This window comes from Pseudonocardia sp. ICBG1293 (genome assembly GCF_020131355.1).
GTDB lineage: Bacteria > Actinomycetota > Actinomycetes > Mycobacteriales > Pseudonocardiaceae > Pseudonocardia.
In genome coordinates, this window is the sequence record NZ_JAHLEL010000051.1 from 563,131 (window position 1) to 586,851 (window position 23,721).

A 23,721-nucleotide genomic window follows, 5' to 3' on the forward strand; every position below is an offset into this window, starting at 1 on the left:
GCCCCCGTGCCCGTCGTACCGCAGGGTTCCACCACGCCCGACCCCCTCGTCCAGCGTCCACGTCGTGCGGCGGCCGGAGCCGGCGCCCGGTCAGTGTTCGCAGGTCACACGCTGCGTCACAAGGGCAGCACGGACGAACGGGTCGGATGGGACAGAGGGCCTACGTCATTCGTCGCGGTCGGGCCGGGGAGGGCACCAAGTTGTCTTCCGCCGGGTGGAAGCGCCCTCCACCGCGACGGTGGGGCTGTCCGACGCTGGTCGACATCACCGTGAGCCCGATCACGTTCCCCGGCTGCCCTCGACCGCCGGTCCCCGGGGCCCACCACCGACCGGACGTCCGCCGCCGCGCGGGCCGGCCGGTCCCGAACCGAACGGGAGTGCCCCGTGAGACGACGGATGCACCTGCCGGCCCTGCTGCTGGCCACGGCCATGGTCGTGGCCGGCTGCGGAGGTGGGACGACCACGAACGCGGGCGGCGCTCCCGCGGAGCCGACCGGTCCGCCCCAGCGGGGCGGTGAGCTGACCGTCCTGGAGGACGGCTCGTTCGCCGGTGGCTGGCCGACCGGTCTGGACCCGGCCACCAACACCACCGGCGGTGCGAACGTGCCGCAGATGAGCGCGATCTACGGCGGGCTGTTCCGGCTCGTCGCCGACGACGACGGCACGAACGCCCGGGTGGAGCCGCACCAGGCAGAGAGCAGCTCGGTCGAGAACGGGGGCCGGACGGTCCGGATCACGCTGCGCGAGGGGCTCCGATTCACCGACGGCACGACGTTCGACGCCGAGGCGGTCGCCGTCAACTTCCGCCGCGCCGTCGACTCACCCTGCACCTGTTCGCCGAACTGGCCGCTGGCCGACGGCGGGATCACCACCGACGGGCCGCGGACCGTCGTCCTGCAGTTCACCCGGCCCTACGCCGCGGTGATCAACGCGATGCCGGTGACGAACGTGAACTGGATCGCCTCGCCCTCCGCGCTCGCGGCGAAGGGCGAGGACGCCTTCGCGATCGAGCCGGTCGGCGCCGGGCCCTTCACCGTGGTGTCCAACCAGCTCAGCTCCGAGCTGGTGCTGGAACGCAACCCGGACTACTTCAAGGAGGGTCTGCCCTACCTGGACCGGCTGACCTTCCAGTCGATCGGCGGCGACCAGCCCGCCTACCAGGCGCTGCTGGCGGGGCAGGCGCAGGCGTACGAGGGACTGACCACGACGCCGCTGTTGGAGCAGGCGCAGTCCCAGGGGCGGCTCGCCGTGACGGTGCAGCCCGCGACGTCGCCCTACGTCGTCCAGCTCAACACCCGGGCCGCGCCGTTCGACGACCCGCGGGCCCGGGAGGCGATCTACGCCGCCACCGACTTCGACGCGATCGGGCAGGGCCTGTTCCGCGGCCGGTACCCGGTCAGCCAGAGCTTCACCGGCCCGGGCGGGCTGTTCCACACCGAGAACACCCCCGGCTACACCGGCCACGACCCGGAGCGGGCGCGGCAGCTCGTCGCGGAGCTCGGCGGGTTGGAGGTCGACCTCGGGACACTCGGTTCCTACGTGGCCGAGCAGGTCATGACCGCGCTGCAGACGCAGTGGCAGGAGGCGGGCATCACCGTCCGGACCGAGACCTACGAGCTGTCCACACTGGTCCAGGAGTTCAACGGCGGTGGCTGGCAGGCGATGCTGCAGACCGCCGGATCGTGGGACCCGGCCGCCGGGGTCGGCGTCAACTTCCGGTTCGACTCGGACAGCCGGTTCTCCGGGGTCGCAGACCCCGAGCTGGACGCACTGTTCGACCAGGCCGCCGCCTCGGTCGATCCCGCGCAGCGTCAGGAGCTCTACGACCGGGCGGGCGGTCTGATCGCCGAGAACCACTACGGCCCGTTCGGTCTCGCCTTCGCTCCGGCCAACCTCGCGGTCCCGGGGGTGTACGGACCGGGCCTGACCAGCCGGATTCCGCCGATCGTCGTCAACACCGGTGTGCACTGGGACGAGGTCTGGCGGGAGTCGTCGCAGTGACCGCGGGCGTACCGGTCCGCGACCGTTCCGCGCGTCTCGCGGCGCTGCGCGGGTCACCGGCACTGCGGATGGTCGGCAAGCGGACGCTGATGGCGGTCCCCATCGTGCTCGGGGCCAGCGTCCTGACCTTCTGGGTGCTCAGCCTGATCCCGGGCGGGGCGGCGCAACAGCTGCTCGGACCGGAGGCGACCGCCGAGCAGCTGTTGCGCTGGAACGGCGGCTCGGGCTCGACCGGTCCGGACCTGTGCGCTACCTGCAGTGGCTCTGCGGCGCCGTGACCGGTGACCTCGGCAACTCGGTGGTCAGCGGCCAGCCGGTCACCCCGGTGCTCGCGGAGCGACTGGCCGTCACCGGGCAGCTGGTGGGGATGGCCTTCGTCCTGTCGCTCGGACTGGCGATCCCGGTCGCGCTGCTGGCGGCCTACCGGCCGAACCGCCTGTTCGACCGGTTCAGCATGCTCGTCAGCATCACCGGGCTGTCGGTGGCGAACTACGTGCTGGCCCTGCTGCTGGTGCTGCTGTTCGCGGTGCGGTTCTCGCTCTTCCCGGCGATCGGCTTCGTACCGCTCTCGGAGAGCGTGACCGGCAACCTGCACTCGCTGGCGCTGCCCGCGGTGGCGATCGCGTTCCCGCTGTTCTGCTTCTACACCCGGTTCCTGCGCGGCGACCTGGTGGACCAGCTGCAGGGCGAGGACTACATCACCACGGCCCGCGCCAAGGGTGTCGGGCCGTGGCGGGTACTGGTGCGGCACGCGTTCCGGAACTCGTCGTTCGGGCTGATCACCGTGGTCGGGCTGAACCTGGGGACGCTCATCGGCGCGACCGTGATCATCGAGCAGATCTTCGCGCTGCCCGGCCTCGGGCAGCTGCTCCTGCAGGCGATCAACACCCGGGACTTCGTGGTGGTGCAGGCCTGCGTCGTCGTGTTCGCGGTGATCGCGGTACTGGCCAACCTGCTCGCCGACCTGCTCTACGCCGTGCTCGACCCGAGGATCCGCTATGGCAGTCGCTGAATCCGTCACCGCCGTCGTCCCCACCGTGCCGCCGGGCCGGCGTGACCTGCTCCGGAGCCCGGCGGTCGTCCTGCCGGGTGGGCTGCTCGCGCTGATCACCGCGGCCTGCTTCGTCGGACCGGTGGTGCTGCCCCTGCCGCCGCCGGTCGGTGGGAGCGTGCTGTCGAGCTACCTCCCGGCGCTCTCCCCGGGGCACCTGCTCGGCACCGACCCGAACGGCAACGACATCCTGTCCCGGGTGCTGCACGGCGGGCGCTCGTCGCTGATCGTCGCGGTGTCGGTGAACCTGCTCGGGCTGCTCGTGGGCGGCACCCTCGGCGCGGTGTCGGGCTTCCTCGGCGGGATCGTCGACACCGTCATCATGCGGGTGCTGGACGTGCTGATCGCGTTCCCGTCGCTGGTACTGACCCTGGCGGTGGCCCAGAGCCTCGGCCCGAGCCGGACCAACACCGTCCTCGCGCTGGCATTCTTCAGCGTGCCGGCGTTCGCCCGGATCGCCAGGGCCGCCACCCTGCGGCTGCGCGAGCAGCCGTTCATGGCCGCGGCCGAGCTGTGCGGGACGCCCGGCCACCGGACGCTGCTGCGACACGTCGCGCCCAACATCGCACCCCAGCTGATCACCTTCGGGATGCTCGGCATGGGCATCGTGATGGTGATCGAGGGAGCGCTGTCGTTCCTCGGGCTCGGCATCCCGCCGCCCGCCCCCAGCTGGGGAAACATGATCGCCCAGGGCCAGCAGAGCCTGTCCGCGACGCCGATGCTGGTCGTCTGGCCGTGCCTGGTGCTCTTCGTGACCGTCCTGACCTTCAACCTGCTCGGCGAGACCCTGCGCGCACGATGGAGCGGCCGATGACCATCTCCGGCACCGACACCGCGCCGGCCGGTACCGATCCGGCGCCGGTCGGAGATCCGCTGCTCGTGGTGCGGGACCTGCGGGTCCGGTTCAGCCGCGAGGGCGTTCCCGTGCACGCGGTCAACGGGCTGTCCTACAGCGTCGCCCCCGGACGGACGCTGGCGGTGATCGGCGAGTCCGGGTCCGGCAAGAGCGTGAGCTCGCGGGCGCTGCTCGGGCTGCTGCCCGGCTCCGCCCGGGTCACCGGCTCGGCGACGTTCGACGGCACCGAACTGATCGGCATGCCGGAGCGCCGGATGCGCAGGCGGCGCGGCTCGGACATCGCCATGGTCTTCCAGGACCCGGCCCGCTCGCTCAACCCGACGATGCGGATCGGCAACCAGATCACCGAGGCCGTCCGGGTGCACGCCGACGTCGACGCCCGGTCGGCGCGGGAGCGTGCCGTCGAGCTGCTGACCATGGTCCGGCTGCCGGCACCGGAGCGGCGCTTCTTCGAGTACCCGCACCAGCTCTCCGGCGGGATGCGGCAGCGGGTCATGATCGCGATCGCGCTGGCCGGGGAGCCCCGGCTGCTGATCGCCGACGAGGCGACGACCGCGCTCGACGTGACCACCCAGGCCCAGATCATGGAGCTGCTGGCCGAACTGCAGCAGCGGCTCGGCACCGCCGTCGTCATGATCAGCCACGACCTCGGGCTGGCCGCCAGCTACGCCGACGACGTGCTGGTCATGTACGCGGGCCGGGCCGTCGAGTACGCGCCCGCGCCGACCCTGTTCGGTGCCGTCCGGATGCCGTACACCGCGGCGCTGCTGGGCGCGATCCCGCTGCTCGACCGGCCGTCGCACACCCCGCTGCCGGTGATCGCCGGCCAGCCGCCCGACCTGCGGGCGCTGCCCGAGGGCTGCCCGTTCCGCCCACGGTGCGCCTCGGCCGACGAGCAGTGCCTGACCGAGCCACCACTGACCGAACACGAGCCCGGCCACCGCTGGGCCTGCTGGCATCCCGAACCCGGCCGGGACACCGACTGCGAGGAGGGCCGACGATGACCGTCACCGACCACCGGGGGACCGGATCGCGGACCGCTCCGGTCGCCCCGCTGCTGACCGCCCGCGACGTCGTCCAGGAGTTCCCGGTCCGGGCCGCGGGCGGTGTGAAGGGCGGCGTGGTGCACGCCGTCTCGAACGTGTCGCTGGAGGTCCACCCGGGGGAGACGCTGGGGGTGGTCGGCGAGACCGGTTCCGGTAAGTCCACGCTGGCCCGGTCACTGATCCAGGCGCCGCGGCCGCAGTCGGGCGAGATCGAGTTCCAGGGCGTCGATCTGATGGGCCTGCGGCGGCGGGACCTGGTGCGGGCCCGGCGGTCGCTGCAGATGGTCTACCAGGATCCGTTCGGCTCGCTGAACCCGCGCTGGCGGGTCACCGAGCTGGTCGCCGAGCCGCTGGTCGGCTACCGGGAGGGCACCGTCGCCTCGCGTGCCCGCCGCGTCGACGAGCTGCTGGACATGGTCGGGCTGGATCCGTCGCTGTACGGGCGGCGGCGGCCGCACGAGCTGTCCGGCGGACAGTGCCAGCGGGTCGCGATCGCCCGGGCGATCGCGCTGGACCCGGCGCTGCTCATCTGCGACGAGGCGGTGTCCTCGCTGGACGTGCTGATCCAGGCGCAGGTACTCAACCTGTTCGAACGCCTGCGCTCCGAGCTCGGCCTGTCCTACCTGTTCATCGCGCACGACCTCGCGCTGGTCAAACAGGTCAGCGACCGGGTCGCGGTGATGCACCTCGGGCAGCTCGCCGAGATCGGCCCCGCGACCGCGCTCTACCGCGCGCCCCGGCACCCCTACACCTCGGCGCTGCTCGACTCGATCCCCGGACTGGATCCGGCCACCGGGCGGGTGCGCCGGCCGAAGGCCCCGCCCGGGGAGCCGCCGTCGCCGCTGGACCCGCCCAGCGGCTGCCGCTACCGCACCCGCTGCCCGCGCGCGCAGGCGCGCTGCGCCGAGGAGGAACCGGTGCTCGTCGAACTGGCGCCGGGGCACCGGGCCGCCTGCCACTTCCCGCTCGCCCCACCCGGACGCGCCGCCGACGAAGGGACCCGCACATGACGATCGACCACGCCGCTCTGGACGGACTGCGCGCCGGTCTGGAGGCCGACGACTACGCGATGGAGGTGACCGAGTCCGGCGACCGGCTGCAGGTCCGGATCAGCGCCGGACCGGACGCCTGCGCGGACTGTCTCGTCCCGAAGGACATGATGCGAGCTGTCCTGCACTCGGCCTTGGGCGTCCCCGAGGAGCGGATCGAGATCGGCTACCCCGGCGAAACGCTCGAACCGGGCGGCGAGTGACCGCATGATGGTGCGGTGCACACCGATGTGACGACCGTCCCCGACCGGGACGAGCCGGGAGCGGCCGCGCTCGTCGCGGTGTGTGCGGACGGCCTGGTCCTGCTCGACTCCGACGGCCGGTTCCGTTCGCTGAACCCGGCCGCCCTCCGGCTGCTCGGCCGCCCGGCCGACGAGCTCGTGGGCGTCCGGGCGCCGTTCGTCCCCGCCCCGGTCGGCCCGTCCGGGACGCGGACGGTGCGCTGGACCGGGGCCGACGGGTCGGCCCGCGAGCTCCGGTACCGGGCCGCGCCGGACGGCACCGGCGGCCTGGCCGTGTGGTTCAGCGACGTCACCGACCTGCTGGCCCGGCAGGAGCGGCTGACCGCGATCGTCCGGGCCGCCGCGGGGGTCGCCGAGGCGGGGTCGCTGGCTTGCACGCTGGACGCCATCGCCCGCGAGATCGTCGGCACCGCGCACATCGCGGCCGCCCAGATCCTGGCGGTCGACGACCCGGCGGCCGACCTGCAGGTGCTCGGGATGGCCGGGTTCGGCGCGGCACCCGACTTCGTCCGGCGGCTGCGGGCCTGCCGGGAGGGCGGCGCGGACATCCGGTTCCTGGAGGCGTACGCGCGGGGCGAGGCGGTCGTCGTCCCGCACCGCCGGGCGGCGATCATGGCGGACCCGGCGTGGGAGCCGCTGCACGAGATCATGGACCGGCCGGACTGGGACGGGTTCGTCGCTATGCCGATGGTCGTCCGTGGCACCACCGTCGGCGTGATCAACGCCTACTACGAGCCGGACGAGGCGCCGGACCCGTCCTCGCTGGCGTTCCTCGAGGCGATGGCCGCGCACGCCGCCGTCGCCGTGGACACCGCCCGGCTGGTGGCCCGGTCCCGGTCCGACGCCCGCACGGCAGAGCGCCGCAGGCTGGCCCGGGACCTGCACGACTCGGTGGTGCAGCAGCTGTTCTCGATCCGCATGCAGGTCTCGGCGCTGCAGGGCCGGCTGGACCGCTCCGACCCGGACCCGGCCCGCGTGCTGGGCGCGGCGACCGAGCTGTCCGCGATGTCCGCCGACGCGCTGGACGACCTGCGGCTGCTGGTGCGTGAGATGCACCCGGCCGCACCGCGTGGCGGTGACCTGGTGGAGGCTGTCCGCACACACGCCTCCGAGGTGCAGTCCCGGACGGGCCTGCGGGTGGACGTCGTCGCCCCGGTGGACCCGCGGCTGGGCCCCGGGGCCACCGACGACCTCTACCGGACCGTCCGGGAGGCCCTGCACAATGCCGTCAAGCACGCCGGGGCGGACACGGTGCGGGTGCGGATCGAACGCAGCGGCGGCGACCTGGTGGTCGAGGTCGCCGACGACGGGTCCGGGACCCGGCCCACGGATCCGCCGGCCGGGGTGGCCGGCGGCCTGGGACTGGTGTCGATGCGGGAGCGGGCCGAACGGTGGGGCGGTGCCTGCTCGGCGGGCCCGCGCCCGGACGGCGGTTGGACGGTCCGGACCGTGCTCCCGGTCGCGGGCCTGGACGAGCAGGAGACCTGAGGTGCCCCGTTCCGCCACGGCCGCGCTGGCCAACGTCGATCTGAATCTGCTGGTGATCCTGCGGGAACTGCTGCGCGAGCAGAACGTCACCCGGGCGGCCGAGCGGGTCGGGGTGACCCAGCCCGCGGCGAGCGCCGCGCTCGCCCGGCTGCGCAGGCACTTCGACGACGACCTGCCCGAACGCACCCGCGGCCGCTACGTGCTGTCCCCGCTGGGGCGCCGGCTCGCCCTCCAGGTCGAGCCGCTCTGCCTCGGCCTGGAGCGGTTGTTCGCGCCGGAGGAGCCGTTCCGGCCGGAGGTCTCCGAGCACGAGTTCACGGTGATGACCACCGACTACGTGCTGGCGGCGATGGGCGAGTCGCTGTCGCGCGTGGTGCACGAGGCCGCGCCCGGCGTGCGGCTGCACGTCCCGGTCGTGAAGGGCAGGCTGCCCGGCGACCTGCCGGAGACGCTGCGCACGCTGGACGGGATCATCTCCGCGCCGAAGGCCGAGTTCAAGGTCGACGAGTTGTGCGGCCAGGAGCTGTTCCGGGATCGTTGGGTGTGCGTCGTCGACGCGGAGAACCCGGTGCGGGACCGGATCGAGCTGGCCGACCTCGAACGTCTGCCGTGGGTGGTCCCGAACCAGCCCGACCCGCAGTACCCGGCGAGCTCCCCGCTCGCGCCCCTGCTGGCGATGCTCGGCACCGGGCCGCGGGTGGCGGTGCGGGTCGACAGCTACGCGGCCACCCCGTGGTTCGTCGCCGGGACCGATCGGGTCGCGGTCATGCAGGGTCGGCTCGCTGCTGGCTTCGCCGACCGTCCCGACCTGCGGATCCTTCCCTGCCCGGGGGACCCGCCGCCGATCGTGGAGATCTTCTGGTGGCACCGGCTGCGCTCCGACGACGCCGCGCACACCTGGCTGCGCGCGATGCTGGACACCGCCTCGCGCTCGTTGCGCCCCGGCTAATAGACGCGGTGGATGACCCGCATCCTAACTTCCTCTTTCCGCCCGGGGTGACCTGCGACATAGCGTCGGAAGCATGCGGATCGTGGTGGCCCGGGTGGACGACTTCCCACCCGGCGAACGAAGGATCGTGACCCGTGGACGGCGCTCCATCGGGGTCTTCCGGGTCGGCGACCGGTTCTACGCGCTCAACAACCACTGCCCCCACCTGGGCGGACCGTTGTGCCAGGGCCGCACGCAGGCGTGGGTCCGGTCGAGCACACCCGGACGCTACGAGCGCGACGACGAGCACGCCCTGATCGCCTGCCCCTGGCACGGCTGGGAGTACGACCTGGCCACCGGGCAGTCGTTCCTCGGCCCGGGGGAGCCGCCGGCCCGGAGCTACGAGGTGAGCGTCGAGCCCGCCGACGTGTCCACCGCGGAGCCAGCGCCCGGGGAGCGCAGGCCCGGCCCGTTCGTCGCCGAGACCTTCGACGTGACCGTCGAGCGGTTCGGCTCGGGTGACCACGTCGTCGTCGACACCACGCCGCGGCCCGCCCGCACCGTTCCGAGCCGGGGGGAGAGCCCGTGACCACCGCACCCGAGGCGCCCGCGGCGCCGGCCCGCCGGCGTACCGGCTTCACGATCGTCGACACCGACATCCACCCGGCCTGCCCGCCCGGCGAACTGATGCCGCGCCTGGACCCGGCCGCCCGGCGCCGCTACGAGCTGTTCGGCAGCCGCGTGCCCGCCCCGCCGGACGTCTACCCGCGGGTGCGCAACTCCGGCTACCGGCTGGACGCCTGGCCGGAGGGCGCCTTCCCGGGCAGCGACCTGCAGCTCGTCCGCGACCAGCTGCTCGACGAGTTCGACATCGACCACGGCGTGCTCATCCCGCTGCAGTCGCACAGCTGGGGCGCCGAGACCCCGGAGTTCGCCGCGTCGCTGTGCCGGGCGCTCAACGACTGGGTCGCCGAGTGCTGGCTCGACCACGAGCCGCGGCTGCGATCGTCGATCGCGGTGTCGCTGGAGTCCCCGGAGCTGGCCGCGGCGGAGATCCGCAGGCGCTCGGGCGACCCGCGGTTCTGCCAGGTACTGCTGGCCACCGGCGGCGAGTCCGGGTTCGGCAGGCGCCGGTACTGGCCGATCTACGTGGCCGCCGCCGAGGCCGGGCTGCCGATCGCCGCGCACACCGGCGGGCTGGAGCAGCACCGCGGCGCGGGCTGGCCGTCGTTCTACCTCGAGGAGCACGTCTGGAACGGCAACATGATGGGCGCGCTGGTCACCAGCCTGCTCTGCGAGGGTGTGCTCACCGAGTTCCCCGAGCTGCAGGTCGTCTGTGTGGAGGGCGGGCTGGCCTGGGCGGCGCCGTTGATCTGGTCGCTGGACGACGGGTGGGCGGCGCTGCGGGAGGACGTCCCGCACCTGGACCGGCCGCCGTCGGAGATCCTGCGTGAGCACCTGTGGTTCACCACTCAGCCGATCGAGGAGCCGCGGGACCCGGCGGACCTGGCCACGGTGATCCGGCATCTCGGCCTGGGCGAGCGGATCATGTTCGCCTCGGACTACCCGCACTGGGACTTCGACTCGCCGACGGCGGCGCCCCGGCTGTTCCCGGCCGACCTGCGCGAGCCGATCATGGGATCGAACGCCTGCCGGCTCTACGGCCTGCCCGAGCGGGTGGCGTCGTGAGCGCCCCGGTGGCAGGGGTGGTGGTCGACACCGACGTCCACTGTGTCCCGTCGACACTGTCCGACGTGGTCGCGCACATGGCCCCCTACTGGCGCGACTACACCACCGACGGCGGGGTGTCGCTGTCGCCGACCCAGGGCGGCGCCTATCCGCCCGGCATCGGCCCCGGTGGCCGGCCGCTGTCCGAGGTCGGCGAGCTGGGGGAGCGGGTGCTCTCCCCGTACGGCACGGACCTCGCGATCCTGACCTGCACCAGCACCTTCCAGACCAACCGCAACCCGTACTACGAGGCGGCGCTCTGCCGGGCGCTCAACGACTGGCTCCTGGAACGGTGGCAGGCCCACGATCCGCGGCTGCGGGTGGCGATGGTCGTGCCGACCCTCGACGTCGACGCCGCGGTCGCGGAGATCCACCGGATCGGCGACCGGCCGGAGGTCGTCACCGCACTGCTGCCGGTCCGCAACGACACCCGCTGGGGCACCGTCGGGAACCGGCCGGTGCTGCGTGCCGCCGCGGAGCACGGTCTCGTCGTCACCCTGCACGCGTGGGGGCGTGCAGGGCAGGCGCCGTCGTCGAGCGGGATGACCCACAGCTACCTGGAGGACTACCTGGCCAACGGGAACGTCGTCGCGCAGGGGCAGCTGGTGAGCCTGGTGACCGAGGGCGTGTTCGCCGAGCTCCCCGGACTCCGGGTCACGGTCGCCGAGTGCGGCTCGACATGGCTGCCGACGCTGCTGTGGCGGTTCGACAAGGACTGGAAGGGCGTCTGGCGGGGGGTGCCCTGGGTGGACCGGCCGCCGTCGGAGATCGTCCGTGAGCACGTCCGGTTCACCACGGCGCCGATCCACCTGCCGCCCGACCCGGTGCAGGCCCGGGAGGTGGTCGACCTGCTCGGCCCGGAGCTGCTGATGCACGCCGGTGACCACCCGCACGACCACGGTCCCGGTGCCGACCGGCTCGCGGCCGTGCTGGACGGCGACGAGCTGGCCGCGGTGCGCGGCGGGACGGCCGCCGCGTGGTACCGCCTCGGGTGAGCGGGACCGGGCTGCCGGGGAGCCCGCAGGACGTCCCGACTCCGTCCGGAGGGACCGTGCGGGTCCGGCAGGCGGGGGAGGGCCCGCCGGTGCTGCTGCTGCACGGGTGGCCGCAGACGTCGGTGATGTGGCACCGGGTGGCCCCCGGCCTGCTCGACGGCCGCACCCTGGTGCTGGCGGACCTGCCCGGCTACGGCGACAGCGCCCTCCCGGCGGGCGCCGCCGTCGCGGTGTCGGGGAAGCGGAGGATGGCCGCCGACCTGGTGGCGGTGATGGCCACGCTCGGGCACGAGCGGTTCGCCGTCGTCGGGCACGACCGGGGTGCCCGCTGCGCCTACCGGATGGCGCTGGACCATCCCGGCGCAGTGAGTGCGCTGGCGGTGCTGGACGTCCTCCCGACGGCCGACGTGCTGGCCCGCGCCGACGCCGGGTTCGCCCGGGGGGCGTTCCACTGGTTCCTGCTGTCGCAGCCGCCGGACCTGGCGGAGCGGCTGGTGGCCGCGGAGCCCGACGCGATCCTCGGACGGGGCCTGGCGGAGGTCTGCGACCCGGCGGCGCTCGCCGCGTACGCGTCGGCGTGGGCGCGCCCGGAGGTGGTGCACGGGATGTGCCAGGACTACCGGGCCGGGTTCGACGTCGACGCCGCCGACGACGAGGCCGACCGCGGCCGGCGCACGATCACCGCGCCGACACTCGTCCTGTGGGGGCGCCGCGGTCCGCTCGGGCGGGCGCCGGCAGTGCTGGACGACTGGCGGGTCTGGGCACCGGCCGCGACCGGGCGGGCACTGGACGCCGGGCACCTGCTCGCCGAGGAGGCACCCGACGAGGTACTGGCGGAGCTGGCCGCCTTCCTCCCCACGACCAGCCGGGACCGACTCCATCGATGAACAACCGGGGGAACCCGGGACCGCCACGGATCGCAACGACGCGAGGAGACGTGAGCCATGACCACCACATCCACCAGGAGCGTCCGGGGAGCCCACCGCGTGGGCCGGACCTGCGCCGCGGTACTGGCCGTCTGTGCAGTGCTGGCCGCCTGCGGCGGGAACGACGGGGGCGACGGGGGCGAGCCGGTCACGTTCCTCAACGTGCTGCCCATGGAGAGCCTGTCGTTCGCCCCGGAGATGATCGCCGACACCCGGGGACTGTTCGAGGCGCGCGGGCTGGACGTCACGTTCGAGGCCACCCAGGGCTCCGCTCCGGCGATCCAGACGGTGCTCGCCGGCGGCGCGCAGCTGACCCGGATCGGCGACATCGAGACGATGATCGCCGCCGGTGAACGCAACGCCCCGCTGCTCGCGTTCGGCGAGCCGATCCACACCGGCACCATCCGGATGATCTCCACCGAGTCCGCTCCCGTCACCCGGCCCGAGCAGTTCCGTGGCCGGCTCGTCGGGACCCCGTCGGAGGGCGGCACCAGCTCGATCACCCTGGACCTGGTGGCCGGGTCCGCCGGGGTGCCGCCGGAGGAGGTGTCGCGCCAGGTCGTCGGGCTGAGCCCCGGCGTGTTCGACCTCCTGACCTCGGGCCGGGTCGACTCCTACATCGTGTCGCTGGACACCTCCGTGCTGCTCGACCGCACCCGCCCCGAGACGGTCGTCTACGACCCGAACCAGGACATCGACGCCGGCGCCCAGATGTACGTCACCTCCGCCGCGCAGATGGCCGACCCGCAGACCCGCGACCGGCTGGAGCGCTACGCCTCCGCCGTCGAGGAGGCCATGCAGTTCATCGTCGATGACGAGGCCAACGGCTTCGCCGAGACGATGCGGCTGATCGACTCCGAGTACGAGGTCCCCGCGCTGGGTGATCCGGACGTGGCGAAGGCCGCGCTGGTCGCCTACGTCGACGCCTACACCTCCGGTGACACGTTGTTGGGGATCTCGCCGCAGCGCTGGCAGGCCGCCTATGACGAGATCGTCGGGATCGGTCAGCTTCCGTCCGGCCTCGACCCGGCCGCCTGGCTGGACACGACCCTGACCCCGGCTCCCGCCCGCTGACCCCGGACCACGGCCCGCCGTTCCCCCGGGCCCGTCCGCCGTCCCGGCTGCGGCGTCCGGGCGAGCCGAGCCGGACCGAGCCGAGCGGGGCCGGCCAGGTCCGGTCAGCAGGCGGAGGCGCGGGCGCGGGCCTCGGCGATCTCTGCGTCGGTGAGCAGTGGCAGCCAGGCCGACTCGCGGGCCGAGCCGACCAGGTTCTGCCGCACCCGCATCAGCGCCACCGGCCGCCCGTCGGGCGCGATCCGCAGGTACGGCCGCGGGTCGGCGACGCCGAGCGGGCTCCACCCCCGCAGCAGGACGACGTCGCCGACCGCGATCCGGCTGCGGTGCAGCACCTCGGCCCGGTCACGCTCGGAGTGCTCGGTGAGCGTCCCGCCTCCGGCGAGGACCACCCACGCGGTGCAGCCCAGGTAGAAGCGCCGCTCCCGACGGGGCTCCGTGGCGTGCCGGGTCACCCAGCCGACCTCGGTCGGGGCGAACGGTGATGCGAGGTGCCGGGACTCCGCCAGCCGCGCGAGGCGCTGCGCGACGTCCGAGGTCACCGGGCGGCGTGCCGGTGCGAGGCCGCAGATCCGTCCGTCCGCCGCGACCTCGGCGCTCAGCGCACGGAGGTCGTCGTCGCCGACGGTCCCGGGCACCACGACGAACCGGCGGCCGAACAGCGAGTCGGGAACCGGGTCCGCGGAGGAGCGGCTCATGGGTACTCCCCCCCCGGCGGAACGGCGACGGCGCCGAGCCTAGGAGCGGCTCCCGGCCCAGGGGAGCTGCTGGTGACCCGTTCCGGCTACGTCGTTCGTCGCGGTGGCCGCGTCCTCCGGCGGCCCGAGCACCGCCCGGGAAGGCCCGGCCGGGCGAGGCGCCGGTCGCCGATCACCCGTCGACGGCCAGCACGAGCGGCAGCACCTCCGCGGCCCCGGCCCGGCGCAGCGCCCGGGCGGCGACCGTCATCGTCCAGCCGGAGTCGAGCACGTCGTCGACGAGCAGCACCGGACCGTCCACCCCGGCCAGGTCCGGCACGGAGGCGCCGTCGAGCCCCTCCCACACCGCAGCCAGGCGCTGGGCGGAGTTCTCCGTCGCCGGGGGGCGCTCCCCGACCGGGGACAGGGTGCCGAGCAGCGGCAACCGGCCGATCTCGGCGATCCGCCGGGCTAGGTGGTCGAGCTGGTGCGGACGGGTGCGCGAGGCGAGCCCGACCACCCCCACCGGGCGCTGCTCCCACTCCCATCCGGCGAGCACCCGCACCAGCGCGTCGAGCACGTCGGCCGGGACCGGGTCGTCGCCGCCGGTCACGAGCTCGCGCAGCCGGGTGCCCCACCCGATGTTCGACAGTCGCCCGATCGCCCGGCCGGGTGCGGCCTGCTCGCCGGCGGCGATCCGCCCGGACAGCGGGACCCCGATCTCCTTCATCCCGGACGGCCACATCCTCCGCGGTGCCACCTCGATCCCGGGCCGGGTCAGGCGCTCGGTGGCGGCCTGCTCCCCGTCGGCGGGCACCTCGTCGGACCAGACGGTCCCGGTGCAGGTGTCGCAGCGCCCGCACAGTGTCGGGTCCGGGTCGTCGAGCTGGCGGCGCAGGAACACCAGCCGGCACTCGGTGGTCGCGATGTAGTCCAGCATCGCCTGCTGCTCGGAGCGGCGGGCCTCGTCCACCCGCGCGTGCCGCTCGGTGTCGTAGACCCACTCCCGGCCGGTCGCGACCCAGCCGCCCTTGACCCGTTTCGCCGCACCGTCGGCGTCGAGGACCTTGAGCAGCATCTCCAGCCGGGTCCGCGACAGGTCGACCCGGGTCTCGATCGACGCGGTGGACTGCGGCCGGTCCGACAGCACGGCGAGGGTCTGGCGGACCAGCGGCTCGGGCGGGAACGCCAGCGACGCGAAGTACGCCCAGATGTCGCGGTCCTCGCGGCCGGGCAGCAGCACCACCTCGGCCCGGTCCAGCGCGCGCCCGGCCCGGCCAATCTGCTGGTAGTAGGCCACCGGCGAGGCGGGCGCCCCCAGGTGCACCACGAACCCCAGGTCGGGCTTGTCGAAGCCCATCCCCAGCGCCGACGTCGCGACCAGCGCCTTGACCCGGTTCTCCATCAGGTCGGACTCGGCGGCCAGGCGGTCCTCCGGATCGGTGCGCCCGGAGTAGGAACGCACGGCGACCCCGCGGTCGCGCAGGAACTCCGCGACGTCGTCGGCGGCCTGCACGGTGAGGGTGTAGACGATCCCGGCGCCGGGCATCTCGTCCAGCTTCGCCGCGAGCCAGGCGAGCCGCCGCGCCGGGCTCGGGAGCCGGACCACCGCCAGACGCAGCGACTCGCGGTCCAGCGACCCGCGCAGCACCAGCGTGTCCTGCTGGTCACGGCCCATGCCGAGCTGCTCGGAGACGTCGGTGACGACCCGGTCGTTCGCCGTCGCCGTGGTCGCCAGCACCGGGATCCCCGACGGCAGCTCCGCGATCAGCGTGCGCAGGCGCCGGTAGTCCGGCCGGAAGTCGTGGCCCCAGTCCGACACGCAGTGCGCCTCGTCGACCACCAGCATCCCGGCGCTCGCCGCCAGCTCGGGCAGCACCCGGTCGCGGAAGTCGGGGTTGTTGAGCCGCTCCGGGGACACGAGCAGCACGTCCACGTCGCCGTTCGCGATGTCGGCGTAGACCGCGTCCCACTCGTCGGCGTTCGCCGAGTTCACCGTGACCGCGACGATCCCGGAGCGGATCGCGGCGTCGATCTGGTTGCGCATCAGCGCCAGCAGCGGCGACACGATCACCGTCGGCCCGGCCCCCTGCTCGCGCAGCAGCGCGGTCGCGACGAAGTACACCGCCGACTTGCCCCACCCGGTGCGCTGCACGACCAGAGCCCGGCGGTGCCGGGCGACGAGCGCCTCGATCGCCGTCCACTGGTCCTCGCGCAGCCGGGCCTGCGGGCCGGCCAGCTGCTGCAGGACGGTCTCGGCGCGCTCGCGCAGATCGGTGCTCGATGCGGTGGTCACGAGACCCATGGTGGACCCGACCCCCGACAGCGGACCGACGCGCCCCGTCCCCGTGTGAGCCGGGCCACCCACCCGACGCGGAGCGGGCCGGACGTGCAGGATGATCGCGTGTCGTCCGACAGCCCCGCCCACCGCCCGGTCTTCGGCTCCGTGGCGGACGTGACCGCCCGGCTCGCCGACGCCGGCTACCTGGCCTCGACGGCCGTCGCGACGACGGTGTTCCTGGCGGACCGGCTCGGCAAGCCGCTGCTGGTCGAGGGCCCCGCCGGGGTCGGCAAGACCGAGCTGGCCAAGGCCGTCGCCGCGGCGACGGGATCCGGGCTGGTGCGCCTGCAGTGCTACGAGGGCATCGACGAGGCCCGGGCGCTCTACGAGTGGAACCACGCCAAGCAGCTGCTGCGGATCACCGCGGGGCAGCGCGGGGAGGACGGCGCGGACTGGGACGCCACCCGCGACGACGTGTTCTCCGAGGAGTTCCTGCTCCCGCGACCGCTGCTCACCGCGATCCGGCGCACCGACCCGACCGTGCTGCTCATCGACGAGATCGACAAGGCCGACGTGGAGGTCGAGGGCCTGCTGCTGGAGGTCCTCTCGGACTTCCAGGTCTCCATCCCCGAGCTGGGCACCGTCACCGCGAACCGGCGCCCGTTCGTGCTGCTGACCTCGAACTCGACCCGTGAGCTGTCCGAGGCGCTCAAGCGCCGCTGCCTGTTCCTGCACCTGGACTTCCCGGACGCCGAGCTGGAGCGCCGGATCGTGCTCACCCGCGTCCCGGAGCTGACCGAGCAGCTCACCGACGCGCTCGTGCGCACCGTGCGGGTGCTGCGCGCGATGGAGCTGCGCAAGGCCCCCAGCGTCGCCGAGACGATCGACTGGGGCCGCACCCTGCTCGCGCTCGGCCTCGACACCCTCGACGACGACGCCGTCCGCGCCACCCTCGGCGTCGTGCTGAAGCACCGCTCGGATGCCGACAAGGCGGCCGCCGAATTACGCCTGAACTGAACGGCGGGTGACGCACCGCCGATCGGCTGTCAAGGTATTCGCCCCTATGGAGTGAAGATCGGATCGATCGGGGCACCGGGCGTAACCAGGACGAGCGACGCGAGTTGTTCCGGGTACACGCTCCCCAGCGACCGGAGGCACCCGATGACCGCCCTCCCGGAGCTGCCCCGCACGGCCCGTCGCGTGCTGCGCGCCGGACTGGCCGTCGGTGCCGTGCTCGCGTTCGGGCTCGCCGTCACCGGTACCGCGTCGGCCCAGGACGACACCACGGACGCCTCCGTGCACCCGGGCGTCATGACCCGCACCGGTCCCGACGCGGCCCAGTGCACCGCGAACTTCGTGTTCAGCGACGGGACCGCGACCTTCCTCGGCCAGGCCGCGCACTGCGCGGGCACCGGGAGGTCCACCGAGGTGGACGGCTGCGTGGCCGGGTCGCTCCCGCTGGGCACCCCGGTCGAGGTCGAGGGCGCCACCGCGCCGGGGCGGCTCGTGTACTCCTCCTGGCTGAGCATGCAGGAACGCGGCGGGGCCGACCCGGACACCTGCCGGTTCAACGATTTCGCACTGGTCGAGCTGACCCCGGACGACGCCGCACGGACGAGCCCGTCGGTGCCGTTCTACGGCGGGCCGGCGGGTGTCGCCGGCGACGGCGTCCCGACCGGCGCGACCGTCTACGGCTACGGCAACTCGGCGCTGCGCCAGGGCGTGGCGGCGCTGCGGCCCCGGACCGGCGTCTCGACCGGCACCGGGGGCGGCGGCTGGACGCACACCGTCGTGTCCGTCCCGCCGGGCGTGCCCGGCGACTCCGGGTCGGGCTACCTGACCGCCGACGGCCGCGCGCTCGGCGTGCTCTCGACGCTGAACCTGGCCCCGGCCCCCGGCACCAACGGCATCAGCGACCTGCGGAAGATCCTCGACTACGCCAACGGCCCCGGCGGGTTCGGCGGGTCGCTGCGGCTGGTCGAGGGCGACCGGCCGTTCACCCCGCAGCCGGTGCCGATCGACCCCGCCACCTAGTACTCCAGCCGCAGTTTGTGATGTTGATGTGCGCTAAGCTTCGATCTTGTGCAGGTGGAGGAGGATCTCGAGGCGTGGGCCGGTGGCCTGGATGGGCTGTTCGGGCTGGTGGCGGGCCGGTTCTTCCGGACGGAACCGCGGCGTCGGGCGCGGGCGTATGTGCGGGGGTTGTTGGCGCCGTTGGCGGGGAAGAACGGGTGGACGCTGGCCGAGGTCGCCGGTGACACGACTCCGGATGGGATGCAGCGGCTGCTCAACTCCGCGACCTGGGATGTCGACGGTGTCCGTGATGACCTGCGGGATTACGTCGTCGAGCACCTCGGCGAGTCCGGTGGGGTGCTGATCGTCGATGAGACCGGGTTCCTGAAGAAGGGGACGAAGTCGGCGGGGGTGCAGCGCCAGTACTCGGGCACTGCCGGGCGGGTGGAGAACTGCCAGCTCGGAGTCTTCTGTGCCTATGCCACGAGCAAGGGCCGGACGTTGATCGACCGCGAGCTCTACCTGCCCAAGTCCTGGACCGGTGATCGGGAACGCTGCCGAGCCGCGGCGGTGCCTGAGGAGATCGAGTTCGCCACCAAGGCCACGCTGGCCAAGGAAATGCTCGGCCGTGCCCTCGATGCCGGGGTTCCCGCAGGATGGGTGACCGCGGACGAGGCATACGGGCAGGACTACAAGTTCCGCACCTGGTGCGAGCAGCGCCGGATCGGCTACGTCGTCGCGGTTCCGCGCAGCCAGTCCGTCCCGTTGTCCCTGGACGCCGACATCTGTCAGATCAGCGGCTCACGACGGGCCGACGACCTGGTCGCCCGCGCTCCCGGACGGGCGTGGAAGCGCCGCTCAGCCGGTCCGGGTGTGAAGGGAGAACGCTTCTACGACTGGGCCGTGGCCTCGCTGTATCCGCCCGAGAACGCCCCGGCCGGATGGGGCCGATGGCTACTGGTCCGACGTCAGATCCTCACCGACACACAGCTCTCCGCCGGCGAGGAGCCCGATCTGGCCTACTACCTGTGCGCCGGCCCGCCCGGCACCACCGACGACGATCTCATCCGCGTCGCCGGCCCGCGGTGGGCGATCGAGGAGTGCTTCCAGACCGCGAAGAACGAGGTCGGGCTCGACCACTATCAAGTGCGGCGTTACGACGCCTGGTACCGCCACGTCACCCTGGCTATTCTCGCCCACGCCTACCTCTCGGTCACCGCGGCGATCGCCCCAAAAGACCTGATCACGGGCTCATCCCGCTCACCCTCGCCGAGATCCGACGTCTCCTGGCACCTCTGATCCACATTCCCACCCAGGCGCCGTGCTGGGCCTGGTCGACCTGGCGACGTCGCCACCAACACCGAGCCCGCGAAAGCCACTATCGACGACGAAGACAGCTCAGCTAACGAAGTGCGGCTGGAGTACTAGGCGGGAGGACCCCCGCGGTGTGGGACCGCGGTGCACCCCGGCGCTCCGGTCGTGGCTCGGCGGCTCGACCGGAGCGCCGGTGCGAACGGGCGCACCGGACGTCCGAGCGCTCTCCGGTGCGGGGTGGGCCGAACGCCCCCGCGTCACGCATGATGGTCCGGTGACGACTCCGCCCGCCGCCGCGCTCGCCCCGGAGCACGGCCTGCCCGGGCACCTCGTCGACTTCGTCTCGGCGCTGCGCCGCCACCACGTCGCGGTCGGCCCGGGGGAGACCGTCGACGCGGCGCGGGTCCTGGGTGCCCTCGACCTGCTGCACCGCGACCAGCTGCGGGAGGGCCTGGCCGCGGCGCTGCTGCGCCGCTCCGGGCAACGCGGCACCTTCGACGCGCTGTTCGACCTGTGGTTCCCGCCCGCGCTGGGGGCGGGGTCGTCCGACGTCGACGTACCGCGGATCGACGACGAGTCCGGCGAGGGCACCGGGCCGGTCGACGTGGACGCGCTGCGCGAGATCCTCGCCGACCTGCTCCGCGACGGCGACGAGGAGACCCTGCGCGAGCTGGCCCGCGCCGCCGTCGACGCGATCGGGAACTCCGGTGCCGCCGGCCAGGGCGTCCGCGGGCAGGCGGCCCGGCCCAACTGGTCGGCCTACCAGGCGCTGAACGCGCTCTCCCCGGACACCCTGCTCGCCCGGATCCTCGACGGGCTGCGCGAGGAGGGGGACACCGACTTCGTCTCCGAGGTCCGCCGACGCGAGATCCGCGACCGCATCGCCCGCTTCCGGGACGTCGTCCGCGAGGAGGTCCGCCGCCGCACCGCGGAGCAGCGCGGCCGGGAGCAGATCGCCCGCAGCACCACCCCCACCCAGACCGACCAGGTCGACTTCCTCACCGCGAACGCCACCCAGCTCGCCGACCTGCGCCGCACCGTGCAGCCGCTGGCGCGCCGCCTCGCCTCCCGGCTCTCGGCGCGGCGCAGGCGGTCCCACCGCGGACAGCTCGACCTGCGGCGGACCCTGCGCCGCTCGATGTCCACCGGCGGCGTCCCGATGGACCCGGCGCACCGCGTGCGGCGTCCCGGCCGCCCCGAGCTGGTACTGCTGTGCGACGTGTCCGGGTCCGTCGCCGGGTTCAGCCACTTCACGTTGCTGCTGGTCCAGGCGCTGCGCGAGCAGTTCTCGAAGGTGCGGGTGTTCGCGTTCATCGAGCGCACCGACGAGGTCACCCACCTGTTCGAACCCGGCGCGGAGCTGTCCGGGGTGATGCAGCGGGTGCTGCGCGAGGCCACGCTCACCGCCTTCGACGGGCACTCCGACTACGGCAGCGCGTTCGGCGACTTCCTGGAGCACCACGGTGACGCGCTCACCCCGAGGGCGTCGCTGCTGGTGCTCGGTGACGGCCGCACCAACTACCGCGACCCCAACCTGCGGGCGCTGGCGATGATGGCCGGGCGGGTCCGGCACGCCCACTGGCTCAACCCGGAGCCCGCACGCAGCTGGGGATCGGGGGACTCGGCCGCCGACCGCTACGGCGAGGTGCTCCCGATGCACGAGTGCCGTACCGCCGCCCAGCTCACCGACGTGGTCCAGGCGCTGCTGCCCGTCTGACCCGGCCGGACACGGGGGCTGACACCGGCCGCCCCGTGCGCCAGGATCCTCCCGTGCAGGAGGTCACGGTCCGGGTCCTCGGCCCGCTCCGGGTGACGGTCGACGGCGCGGCGGCCGAGGTCGGCTCCGGCCGCCGCCGCGAGCTGCTGGCCCGGCTCGCCGCGGCCGGTGGTGAGGTCGTCGCCGTCGACACCCTGGTGGAGGACCTGTGGCAGGGCGCCCCGCCCGCGCAGGCGCACGGCGGGCTGCAGGTGCACGTCTCCCGGCTGCGACGGGTGCTCGAACCCGGCAGGTCCCCGCGTGCGGCACCGACGGTGCTGGTCAGCCGCCCGCCCGGCTACGCGTTGGCACTCGGCCCCGACGGGCTCGACGCGCGCGCGTTCACCGACCTGCTGGAACGGGCCGCGACGGCGACGCCGGACCGGGCCGACGCGCTGCTCGGCGCGGCCCTGGCGCTGTGGGAGGGCCCCGCCTACGCCGAGTTCTCCGACGCGGCGTGGGCACGCGCCGAGGCCGAACGCCTCGACGAGCTGCGTCAGGTCGCCCTCGAGCGCCGGGCCCGCGCGCGGCTGCGGCTGGGCCGGGCCGACGCCGTCGTGCCCGACCTGACGGCGCTGGTCGGCGAGCACCCGCTGCGCGAGGACGCGGTCGGGCTGCTGGCGGTCGCGCTCTACCGCACGGCAGACAGGCCGACGCGCTCACCGTCCTCGCCCGCACCCGTCGCCTGCTCGCCGACGAGCTGGGCGTCGACCCCGGCCCGGGGTTGCGGACGATCGAGGCCGACGTGCTCGCCCACCGCGACCCCGGCCGGGACCCGGTCGGCGAGCCCCACCGTGATCCGGGCGGGGACCCCGGCCGTGACCCCGGTGGTCCCGCCGGCCCGTCCGCGGCGGGCGTCGCGGCGCGCACTCCCGGACCGGCGCCGGAGGGGACGTCCCCACCGGCCCCCGGGCTGCTCGGCCGGGCCGCCGAGCTCGACCGGCTGGGCGCCGCCGCGGCGCGGGCGGGCGCGCTCCGGCGCCCAGCTGGTCCTCGTCGCCGCCGACGCCGTGCGGGCAAGTCCACGCTGCTCGCCGCGTTCGCCGCCGCCGCGGCCGCCGACGGCTGGACGGCCGTCACCGGCCGCTGCCCGGAGATCGACGGTGCCCCGCCGGCGTGGGCGTGGCGGGAGATCGTGGACGCACTGATCGCCGCCCACACCCCGCCCGCCGACCTGGTCGAGCGGCTCGCCCCACTGCGTTCCCCGGCCGGGCCTGGCGGCGCCGAGGTCACGTTCTGGCTGGCCCGGGCGGTGGTGGAGCTGCTCGCCGTCGCCGGGCGGGAGCGGCCGCTGCTGCTGGTCCTCGACGACCTGCACCGCGCCGAGTCCGAGACGCTCGCGCTGCTGCGCGCGGTCGTCGCCGGGGCCGCTGAGCTGCCCGTGCTCGTCGCCGCGGGCGTGCGACCGGCCGAGGTGGGCGCCGAGCTCCAGGCCGCGCTCGCCGCGCTGACCGAGCCCACCGCCGACCGGATCGAGCCGGCACCGATGACCGCCGCCGACGTCGCCGGGATGCTGGAACGCCACGGTGACCCGGCCGCCGCGCCCGCGCTGGTCGCCCGCATCACCGAACGGACCGGCGGGAACCCGCTGTTCGTCCGCGAGCTGGCCCGCCTCGTCGCCGCCGAGGGGCCCTCGGCCGCGGCCGACGCCGTCCCGGCCGGGGTGCGCGAGGTCCTGCGCCGGCGGCTCGCCCGGTTGCCCGCGACCACCCGCACCGCGCTGGCCCGGGTGTCGGTGCTCGGCCGGGACCTGGACACCGACGACGCCCTCGACCTCGCCGCCTCCGCCGACGGCGCCGACCCGCTGGACGTGCTGGAACCCGCCGTGCTCGGGGGGATGCTGCTCGAACCCGGGCCCGGACGTCTCCGGTTCTCCCACGACCTGGTCCGCGACACCCTGTACGGGGACATCCCGCAGCTGCGCCGGGCCCGGCTGCACGCCGCGGCCCACGCGATGCTCACCCGCAGGCGGCCGGACGACCCGGTCCCGCTGGCCCACCACGCGCTCGCCGCAGGGTCGGCCGTCGACCCGGACCGTGCGCTGGCCGCGGTCCGTGCCGCCGCCGCGGCGGCGGCCGGCTTCGGCGCCCACCTGGAGGCCGCCCGGTTCTACGGCCGGGCCGTCGAGCTCGCCGGACGAGCCGGGACCGGCGACGACGACGAGCTGGCCCTGCGGTGCGCGCTGGTCGCCGAACTCGCCCGCGGCGGTGACGGCCACACCGCCCTGGCCGAGCGCCGGACCGCCGTCGAGCGAGCGGGAGCCGCCGCGCCGCAGTGGCTCGGGGCCGCCCTGACC

General features: G+C 74.3%; 20 protein-coding genes and 2 pseudogenes. 20 read left to right on the plus strand and 2 right to left on the minus strand.

The window, feature by feature from the left end; genetic code table 11:
- Positions 1–384 precede the first annotated feature (384 nt).
- The 14 genes from KPF47_RS28665 to KPF47_RS28730 all read left to right on the plus strand — a co-directional run bounded on the left by KPF47_RS28665 (position 385) and on the right by KPF47_RS28730 (position 13,384).
- Positions 385–2,001 carry an ABC transporter substrate-binding protein gene (locus KPF47_RS28665; protein WP_224391918.1) on the plus strand — a complete coding sequence of 539 codons (1,617 nt, stop codon included), beginning with the start codon at positions 385–387 and terminating at the stop codon, positions 1,999–2,001.
- Positions 1,998–2,279, plus strand: a complete 282-nt coding sequence (locus KPF47_RS28670) for a hypothetical protein (protein ID WP_224391919.1) — start codon at positions 1,998–2,000, stop codon at positions 2,277–2,279. The genes KPF47_RS28665 and KPF47_RS28670 overlap by 4 nt, the downstream gene beginning before the upstream one ends.
- On the plus strand, positions 2,246–3,013 hold the full coding sequence (locus KPF47_RS28675; RefSeq protein ID WP_224391920.1) for an ABC transporter permease: 768 nt from the start codon (positions 2,246–2,248) through the stop codon (positions 3,011–3,013). The genes KPF47_RS28670 and KPF47_RS28675 overlap by 34 nt, the downstream gene beginning before the upstream one ends.
- Entirely contained in the window at positions 3,000–3,866 is an 867-nt protein-coding gene (locus KPF47_RS28680; RefSeq protein WP_224391921.1) for an ABC transporter permease, read from the plus strand. The genes KPF47_RS28675 and KPF47_RS28680 overlap by 14 nt, the downstream gene beginning before the upstream one ends.
- Positions 3,863–4,912, plus strand: coding sequence for an ABC transporter ATP-binding protein (locus tag KPF47_RS28685; protein ID WP_224391922.1), 1,050 nt, complete (start codon positions 3,863–3,865; stop codon positions 4,910–4,912). The genes KPF47_RS28680 and KPF47_RS28685 overlap by 4 nt, the downstream gene beginning before the upstream one ends.
- Positions 4,909–5,964, plus strand: coding sequence for an ABC transporter ATP-binding protein (locus KPF47_RS28690; RefSeq protein ID WP_224391923.1), 1,056 nt, complete (start codon positions 4,909–4,911; stop codon positions 5,962–5,964). Before KPF47_RS28685 ends, KPF47_RS28690 begins: the two co-directional genes overlap by 4 nt.
- Positions 5,961–6,206 (plus strand): hypothetical protein, encoded by a 246-nt coding sequence (locus tag KPF47_RS28695; RefSeq protein ID WP_179760620.1) that lies wholly within the window; start codon positions 5,961–5,963, stop codon positions 6,204–6,206. Before KPF47_RS28690 ends, KPF47_RS28695 begins: the two co-directional genes overlap by 4 nt.
- Before the next feature lie 15 nt (positions 6,207–6,221).
- A complete protein-coding gene (locus tag KPF47_RS39260; protein ID WP_224391924.1) occupies positions 6,222–7,733 on the plus strand; it encodes a sensor histidine kinase in 1,512 nt (503 codons plus the stop codon).
- Position 7,734: 1 nt separating this feature from the next.
- Positions 7,735–8,682, plus strand: coding sequence for a LysR family transcriptional regulator (locus KPF47_RS28705; protein ID WP_224391925.1), 948 nt, complete (start codon positions 7,735–7,737; stop codon positions 8,680–8,682).
- A gap of 73 nt (positions 8,683–8,755) precedes the next feature.
- Positions 8,756–9,250, plus strand: coding sequence for a Rieske (2Fe-2S) protein (locus tag KPF47_RS28710; protein WP_224391926.1), 495 nt, complete (start codon positions 8,756–8,758; stop codon positions 9,248–9,250).
- Complete coding sequence (locus KPF47_RS28715; protein WP_224391927.1) at positions 9,247–10,350, plus strand: amidohydrolase family protein; 1,104 nt, start codon at positions 9,247–9,249, stop codon at positions 10,348–10,350. Before KPF47_RS28710 ends, KPF47_RS28715 begins: the two co-directional genes overlap by 4 nt.
- Positions 10,347–11,384 carry an amidohydrolase family protein gene (locus KPF47_RS28720; RefSeq protein WP_224391928.1) on the plus strand — a complete coding sequence of 346 codons (1,038 nt, stop codon included), beginning with the start codon at positions 10,347–10,349 and terminating at the stop codon, positions 11,382–11,384. Before KPF47_RS28715 ends, KPF47_RS28720 begins: the two co-directional genes overlap by 4 nt.
- Before the next feature lie 56 nt (positions 11,385–11,440).
- On the plus strand, positions 11,441–12,271 hold the full coding sequence (locus tag KPF47_RS28725) for an alpha/beta fold hydrolase (protein WP_224391929.1): 831 nt from the start codon (positions 11,441–11,443) through the stop codon (positions 12,269–12,271).
- A gap of 57 nt (positions 12,272–12,328) precedes the next feature.
- Positions 12,329–13,384, plus strand: a complete 1,056-nt coding sequence (locus KPF47_RS28730; RefSeq protein ID WP_224391930.1) for an ABC transporter substrate-binding protein — start codon at positions 12,329–12,331, stop codon at positions 13,382–13,384.
- A 104-nt stretch (positions 13,385–13,488) separates the two neighbouring features.
- On the opposite strand, the gene KPF47_RS28735 is transcribed toward KPF47_RS28730, so the two are convergent.
- Together KPF47_RS28735 and KPF47_RS28740 are read right to left on the minus strand one after the other, a co-directional pair.
- Positions 13,489–14,082 carry a hypothetical protein gene (locus tag KPF47_RS28735; protein WP_224391931.1) on the minus strand — a complete coding sequence of 198 codons (594 nt, stop codon included), beginning with the start codon at positions 14,080–14,082 and terminating at the stop codon, positions 13,489–13,491.
- A 172-nt stretch (positions 14,083–14,254) separates the two neighbouring features.
- A complete protein-coding gene (locus tag KPF47_RS28740; protein WP_374108907.1) occupies positions 14,255–16,357 on the minus strand; it encodes an ATP-dependent DNA helicase RecQ in 2,103 nt (700 codons plus the stop codon).
- Between the two features lie 108 nt (positions 16,358–16,465).
- Between KPF47_RS28740 and KPF47_RS28745 the strand changes: the two genes are divergently transcribed.
- From KPF47_RS28745 to KPF47_RS28770, 6 genes and pseudogenes are all read left to right on the plus strand, one after another.
- Positions 16,466–17,359 (plus strand): MoxR family ATPase, encoded by an 894-nt coding sequence (locus KPF47_RS28745; RefSeq protein ID WP_224391933.1) that lies wholly within the window; start codon positions 16,466–16,468, stop codon positions 17,357–17,359.
- Positions 17,360–17,503: 144 nt separating this feature from the next.
- Positions 17,504–18,376: a serine protease gene (locus KPF47_RS28750; RefSeq protein ID WP_224391934.1), complete on the plus strand. Its 873-nt coding sequence runs from the start codon at positions 17,504–17,506 to the stop codon at positions 18,374–18,376.
- A gap of 54 nt (positions 18,377–18,430) precedes the next feature.
- Complete coding sequence (locus KPF47_RS28755; protein ID WP_374108788.1) at positions 18,431–19,654, plus strand: IS701 family transposase; 1,224 nt, start codon at positions 18,431–18,433, stop codon at positions 19,652–19,654.
- Between the two features lie 289 nt (positions 19,655–19,943).
- A complete protein-coding gene (locus tag KPF47_RS28760; RefSeq protein WP_224391935.1) occupies positions 19,944–21,386 on the plus strand; it encodes a VWA domain-containing protein in 1,443 nt (480 codons plus the stop codon).
- A gap of 92 nt (positions 21,387–21,478) precedes the next feature.
- A pseudogene (locus tag KPF47_RS39270) lies at positions 21,479–21,721 on the plus strand (winged helix-turn-helix domain-containing protein); the annotation flags it as partial.
- Positions 21,701–23,721 (plus strand): annotated as a pseudogene (locus tag KPF47_RS28770) (BTAD domain-containing putative transcriptional regulator); the annotation flags it as partial. The pseudogenes KPF47_RS39270 and KPF47_RS28770, both read left to right, overlap by 21 nt.